General features: G+C 35.6%; 7 protein-coding genes. 6 read left to right on the top strand and 1 reads right to left on the bottom strand.

Annotation, left to right across the window (positions count from 1 at the left end; genetic code table 11):
* The 3 genes from RT405_RS06600 to RT405_RS06610 form a co-directional block, all read left to right on the top strand.
* On the top strand, positions 1 to 471 hold a 471-nt coding region (locus RT405_RS06600; RefSeq protein ID WP_313468582.1), incomplete at its 5' end, for a YceD family protein.
* A gap of 72 nt (positions 472 to 543) precedes the next feature.
* A complete protein-coding gene (gene rpmF / locus RT405_RS06605) occupies positions 544 to 723 on the top strand; it encodes a 50S ribosomal protein L32 (RefSeq protein WP_035028906.1) in 180 nt (59 codons plus the stop codon).
* A gap of 562 nt (positions 724 to 1,285) precedes the next feature.
* The gene (locus RT405_RS06610) at positions 1,286 to 2,338 is read left to right on the top strand and encodes a hypothetical protein (RefSeq protein WP_313468584.1); all 1,053 of its coding nucleotides are present in this window, start codon (positions 1,286 to 1,288) and stop codon (positions 2,336 to 2,338) included.
* Between the two features lie 133 nt (positions 2,339 to 2,471).
* Here the strand turns inward: RT405_RS06610 and RT405_RS06615 are convergent, their stop codons facing one another.
* On the bottom strand, positions 2,472 to 2,825 hold the full coding sequence (locus tag RT405_RS06615) for a hypothetical protein (protein ID WP_313468585.1): 354 nt from the start codon (positions 2,823 to 2,825) through the stop codon (positions 2,472 to 2,474).
* 465 nt (positions 2,826 to 3,290) lie between these two features.
* Here RT405_RS06615 and RT405_RS06620 point away from each other — a divergent pair, with 465 nt between their 5' ends.
* The 3 genes from RT405_RS06620 (at position 3,291) to rsmH (ending at position 5,326) form a co-directional block, all read left to right on the top strand.
* On the top strand, positions 3,291 to 3,671 hold the full coding sequence (locus tag RT405_RS06620) for a DUF3397 domain-containing protein (RefSeq protein ID WP_313468586.1): 381 nt from the start codon (positions 3,291 to 3,293) through the stop codon (positions 3,669 to 3,671).
* Between the two features lie 230 nt (positions 3,672 to 3,901).
* Positions 3,902 to 4,333 (top strand): division/cell wall cluster transcriptional repressor MraZ, encoded by a 432-nt coding sequence (mraZ, locus tag RT405_RS06625; RefSeq protein ID WP_313468587.1) that lies wholly within the window; start codon positions 3,902 to 3,904, stop codon positions 4,331 to 4,333.
* Positions 4,334 to 4,375: 42 nt separating this feature from the next.
* Positions 4,376 to 5,326: a 16S rRNA (cytosine(1402)-N(4))-methyltransferase RsmH gene (gene rsmH / locus RT405_RS06630; protein ID WP_313468588.1), complete on the top strand. Its 951-nt coding sequence runs from the start codon at positions 4,376 to 4,378 to the stop codon at positions 5,324 to 5,326.
* The last annotated feature ends 169 nt before the right edge of the window (positions 5,327 to 5,495 follow it).

Below are 5,495 nucleotides of genomic sequence, written 5' to 3' on the forward strand. Positions count from 1 at the left end.
AGAGAAAAAGAAATATTAGACGTTTCCACCATTCATTTGGAAGGAAAGCTGAGTGTTCAAGAATTTGACATCTTGCTTCATATGGTTGTTTCATTAGATGTGACACTACCTTCTGCAAGATCATTAGAACCAGTATCAGTACCTCTATCAATAGTGGTAGATGAGATTTATGTTCCAAAACATGTAGCAGATTATACGATTGAAGAAGAGAATGGAACAGTGATTTATCTAGATAAAGATCTGATTGATTTATCTGAAGCAATTGAAGATGCTATCTTGTTGAATCTTCCAATGCAAGTATTTACTGAAGAAGAAGAAAAAGAACATAAGATGCCGAGTGGAAATGACTGGGTTGTGGTATCTGAAGAAGATTATCTTTCAGAAAAAACAGCACAAGAATCAAACAAGGTGGACCCTCGTTTTGCTGGTTTAAAAGATTTGTTTAAAGACGAATCAAATGATGGGGAGTAAGATTAGAAAACATAGCTTCTTTTCTAAGTAAGCAAATTAGAAATAGAAGGAATCTTTAAGGAGGTGTAGAGAATGGCAGTACCAAAAAGAAGAACATCAAAAAGCAAGAAAAACAGACGTCGTACGCATTTTAAATTAGAAGTACCTGGTATGAACGCATGTCCAAACTGTGGCGAATTGAAAAAAAGCCATCACGTTTGTGCAGCATGTGGACATTATGACGGTAAAGAAGTAGTTAGCAAAGAAGCTTAATACAGCTGATTTTCTTCATCCTGAGATAATAGTCTAAAACTTCTTTGAGACCATGGCTCAAAGAAGTTTTTTTATTTTGCTAGGGCTCTTGCCGTTTTAATGGCTTAGAGATATGTGGACACTTGAGCATTCCTCATAGTGTCGCTTTCCTAAATTTCTTTCGAGTCAGGGCGGGCTTGTCCCGCTTTTCTTATAGCAAAGATAAAATTATTAATTAGCTAAAGAGGATGAGACATAAGTCTCATCCTCTTACCTTTTTCTTAACTATTTTTCTTAAATATGCTCCAAAAGGCAGGCTCGACGTCCACTTCACGAATAATGCTCGATGGTCGGTGACCATACTGCGCTTATTCGCTCCAGTTGCCTTAGCCCTTGCAGCTTTAGCTGCTTAGGGATATGGTATGCGAGGTAGAAGTTTCGAGTCTAAACGCCTTTTGTCCCACTCTCTTTTTGAAGAAATTTAATCAAAAACAGGAAGTTTGAAATTAAAGATGAAAGGCTTTATGCTTAATTTAGGCCATAAATAGTTTCATAAATTTTAAGACAGAGGAGCTGAAGGAAAATGAAAGAAAATAGATCTAAGGGCTTCAGAAGGTATCTAGTGGAGGGTGAAGAAGCTGGTTTTAATATCTCTTGGCCTGCTGTTTTTGCAGGTGTTGTGACATTTTTAGCGGTTTTGTTTACGCTTTCTTTAATTGGATCAGCTATTGGTTTTGGAACAGTCGAGCCTACATCTAATAACCCATTAGACGGTGTTGGAACAGGCTTAATCATTTGGACGGTTATCGCGTTTTTACTTTCCTTGATAGCTGCTGGATTTATAGCAGGAGTAACTTCACGTCGCGTCGGAGTAGTCCATGGTTTTCTAACTTGGGCAACAAGTGTACTGGTATTATTGATCATGCTTTCATATTTGACTGCCGGTGTATTTTCAGCTGTAGGCTCAGCTTTAGGTAGCGTATTTTCAGTAACTGGAAAGGGAGTAGCTACTGTTGCTTCCAGCGCAAGTGATGTCGTTTCAAGTAGTTTTGACAAAATCGTTGATAATGTAGGCGAAGTTGATACTAACGAAATGGAAAGTCAAGTTAATGATGTATTGAAAGATACAGATATCCCAGAATTACAACCAGATTACCTCAATGATCAGTTGAGCGCAGCAACAGAGGAAATTGTTCAAGCTGGAAAAGAGTTAGCAGTAAATCCTGAAAACTCAGATGAAATTATTTCTTCTACAACGGAATCTTTAAAAAATAGATCACAAAAAATTACAGATTCTGTTGACAAAGATGCTATCGCTAACGCTGTAGAGTCGAATACGGATTTAAACGAAGAAGAAGCTAAAAAAGCGACGGATAATATCTATAATGCTGCACAGTCTGCTTCCAAAGAAGCGGAAACAAAATTAAACCAAGCTTCTCAAAGCATTGAAGAAGCGCAGCAGAAAATCGATCAAACCATCGAAGAAGCTAGAGTAAAAGCAGAAGAAGCCTCAAAAGCTACTGCAAAAGCTTCTATTTGGGGATTTGTTGCTTTGTTATTAGGCATGATCGTAACTTCTTTAGCTGGTTTATGGGGATCGAATTTTGTGAGAAAGCGTAATGAAGAAAAAATGTAAATGAATTGAATGCAATGTATGGTTAAAGTTCGATATAAGTAAATATATAGAAAAACTACTTGTTATCCTATATAAAAAATAATGAAATTAAGGAAAGAGCCCCTCTTGAAATAGGGGCTCTTTTTACTTTCTTTTAAAAATCGGAAGGTGGCTCTTCATTTTTTTCTTTATAAATATTGTAAATCTGTGTCAGAATCATAGGGTTTTTAACGGTAGTATCTAGAAAATGGAGAATAGCATCAATTACTTTTGTGTCATGGTTTGCTTCTATTAAGTCTTGTATTTTGTAATTATACTCGTATAAATTATCCAGCATATGATGATAGTCATCAATAAAGTCTCTAAATTTTTCCCAATCTTTTAAGGATGTTTTAGTAATGCTATTCTTTTGATGAAGATTTAAAAGATACTCTTCTTTAGTCAGCGACAAATGTTGAGCTGTTTCTTCAATATCTTGACGGTCTTTTTCTGTAAAATTGATGTCCATAACTAAATACCTACCTATTCTTTAAGATTTGTTAATTACTTCACATTAACCTATAAACCCTATTACTCATTTTCTTGATGAGAAACAACTGGAGTTAGATTAAAAACTGGTTTAAGTTACCTCTTATACCAATTTTTTTGTAATTGTAGTGTCACTAGTTAACATAATAAAACTCTTCTAAAAAAATACAAGCAGGAACTACAAAAAATTATTTTTTTTTAATGATTGGTCTTCATAAGACATTAATTGAAATTGTTAGGTTGTCGAAGAAAAAAGAAAAGAGCTTTTCTCTATTCTCTCTCTTACTTTTTTTGCTGTTTTTATCGACTTAATGGTATACAAAACGATAAAATTAAGTTAAATTGAATAAGGAATTAGCTGAAAAAAGTGTGAAAATATATTAAAATGTTACTTATGATAAAAATATCATTCATGCAGAGCTGCATGTGGAAAGGAAGGGCTGTCTTGGCTGCGTCTACTTTTACCTTTGCTACTAGTGTCCTTTATTTATTGCCAATTGTGACATTATTGTTATTTAACAAAAGCATCAATCGGCACTTTAGAAAACAACAATTAGAAATCAAATTACCGGATTTAATGGTACCTTATTTAATGCTTGGGATTCAAATCTTGAGCAAACAGACATTTAACTTCTCGATCTTTCCTTATTTTTTGATTTTTATTTTTAGTTTAGGCATGATTATCTTGGTGATAATGGCTTATAAAAAAGGCGAAATTATTTACAAGCGTTTTTTTAAAACATATTGGCGATTTATTTTTTTATCTTCCATACTGACCTATTATTTTTTAGTAAGTGCGAATATTTTTAGTTTGGTTGTAGCTTAATTTTTTAGCAGCAAGATGACATTTTCTCTGACATCTTGTTGTTTTTTTGTGTCTTTTTTTGGGAGCAGTCCCCACTCTGCTTTCTTCTTTTAATAGGCATAAAACGTACTGGTATTCAGCAAGTATTTAATAATCTATTTTTTTTGTGGAATCTTTCGATTAATTGTGGTGGAAAGTGGGGCATTGTGGTAGACTGAAAATGTCTACTAAAAGTGGGGGGGAGTATAGCTATGCTGATGGGCGAATACAAGCACAATATTGATGCAAAAGGTCGTCTAATTATGCCGGCTAAATTTCGCAGCGACTTAGGTGCGAAGTTTATCTTGACCCGTGGTTTAGATGGCTGCTTATTCGGATACCCTGAAGAAGAATGGGCTATACTCGAAGAAAAGTTGAAAAAACTTCCTCTGGCGAAAAAAGAAGCGCGTGCTTTTACTAGATTCTTTTATTCAGCAGCAACAGAATGTGAACTAGATAAGCAGGGAAGAATCAATATCCCGCAAACATTGAGAGAACATGCCAAATTAGAAAAAACATGTCGCATTGTTGGAGTATCTGATCGAATTGAAATATGGAGCGAATCGAAATGGAATGAATTTTCAGCAGAAGCAGAAGAGTCCTTTGATGAAATAGCTGAAAATATGATTGATTTTGGTTTTTAATTAAAAAGTAACACACGGAATTTGAATAAAGGTGGGATGAGAATGACGGAATTTAATCACAAAACAGTCTTGCTTCATGAAACGGTCGATAATCTGTCTATCCTTCCAGATGGCATCTATGTTGATTGTACATTAGGAGGGGCAGGGCATAGCGAATACTTACTTTCGCAATTAAATGAAAAAGGACATCTTTATGCATTTGATCAAGACGAAAGAGCAATTGAAAATGCTAAAGTACGTTTAGCTGCTTACGTGGAAAAGGGAATGGTCACATTTATTAAATCAAACTTTCGCTTTATTAAAGAGGCGTTAAATGAACAAGGTGTTTTTGAAGTAGATGGCATTTTGTATGACTTAGGAGTGTCCTCACCACAGTTGGATGAAGCGGAACGGGGATTTAGTTATCACCAAGATGCTCCACTTGACATGCGTATGGATACAGATGCACCTTTAACAGCTAAAGAGGTAATCAATTTTTGGTCGTATCAAGATTTAGTCCGGATATTTTATCGTTATGGAGAAGAAAAATTCTCAAAAAGTATTGCCCGTAAAATAGAAGCTGCACGCGAATTAAAGACAATTGAAACGACGAATGAATTAGTTGATATCATTAAAGAAGGAATTCCTGCTCCAGCCAGGAGAAAAGGTGGACATCCGGCAAAACGTGTGTTTCAAGCTGTTCGGATTGCTGTGAACGACGAACTGTCTGCTGTAGAAGATTCTTTAGAAGCAGCTATCAGTTTATTGAAAGTCGGCGGAAGAATAAGTGCCATAACTTTCCATTCATTGGAAGATCGTATTGTAAAGTCGATTTTCCGAGAACATGCACAAGGCCCAGAATTGCCACCAGGATTGCCGGTTATCCCTGACGACTATTTACCCGAATTGAAACTGATCACGCGCAAACCCATTTTGCCTAATGAAGAAGAATTGGATATCAATAATCGTGCTCGAAGCGCGAAGCTGAGAGTTGCAGAAAAACAAAGAAAATAAAAACTTGCAAAGTAAGGTTAGAAAGGAAGTTATCTAAATGCCGTTGAATAACAACTTAGCTAGAAATCTAGAAGTGGAACTGCCGCTACAATCGCCAGTTGCTGTGCCGAAAGAAACACCTATACATAAACCTCTTCCCAGAAAGTCTGGAATAACTAAAGTTGAAAAA

It is taken from the genome of Carnobacterium sp. (assembly GCF_032094055.1).
In the GTDB taxonomy this organism is placed as follows: domain Bacteria; phylum Bacillota; class Bacilli; order Lactobacillales; family Carnobacteriaceae; genus Carnobacterium_A.

Bases quoted from the DNA above. Each gene is read 5' to 3' on its own strand.
- rpmF (WP_035028906.1), top strand. From the start codon at position 544: ATGGCAGTACCAAAAAGAAGAACATCAAAAAGCAAGAAAAACAGACGT.
- RT405_RS06610 (WP_313468584.1), top strand. From the start codon at position 1,286: ATGAAAGAAAATAGATCTAAGGGCTTCAGAAGGTATCTAGTGGAGGGT.
- RT405_RS06615 (WP_313468585.1), bottom strand. From the start codon at position 2,825: ATGGACATCAATTTTACAGAAAAAGACCGTCAAGATATTGAAGAAACA.
- mraZ (WP_313468587.1), top strand. From the start codon at position 3,902: ATGCTGATGGGCGAATACAAGCACAATATTGATGCAAAAGGTCGTCTA.
- rsmH (WP_313468588.1), top strand. From the start codon at position 4,376: ATGACGGAATTTAATCACAAAACAGTCTTGCTTCATGAAACGGTCGAT.